Annotated in this window: 1 protein-coding gene; it reads right to left on the minus strand. The window is 33.3% G+C overall.

All coding sequences use genetic code 11. From position 1 onward, the window contains the following. Window positions 1-387 (minus strand): hypothetical protein (locus EII32_RS11740; protein WP_148096851.1); only part of this gene is annotated, 387 nt, incomplete at its 3' end. Between the last annotated feature and the right edge of the window lie 30 nt (window positions 388-417).

Below are 417 nucleotides of genomic sequence, written 5' to 3' on the forward strand. Positions count from 1 at the left end.
ATTTACATCTATATTTCTTTCAACAAATTTTATACTTTCAGAATCTCCCCATTCTTCAATCTCATTTAGTTTATTGTACTCTATACTTTTAGCCCCAAATGTATGCCATTTTGATTTGTCGAAAAAGTAGCTGTTTGGTAGCAAGTTTCTAGCTCCAACCTTTACTTTTGATACTTCGCTTGTTACTGATTTTTTTACAACATTATTTATACTTTCATTTGAACTTAAGTCTAAGCTTTGCCCAACATCTGCTGAAAGTTTGTTTGCAGTAATAGAATTTGCAACTATTTCTTCTCCAGCTATTCCTTTTGGAGTTATAGCTGTTCGCCATTTCCACTCGCCATTAGGGTTTTTACTGTCTGCTATTAGGATTTTTCCAGCTCCCATATATACAACCTTTGTAGGACTGTTTTCTAT

Source organism: Prevotella sp. OH937_COT-195, assembly GCF_003932845.1.
Classification (GTDB): Bacteria; Bacteroidota; Bacteroidia; order Bacteroidales; family Bacteroidaceae; genus Prevotella.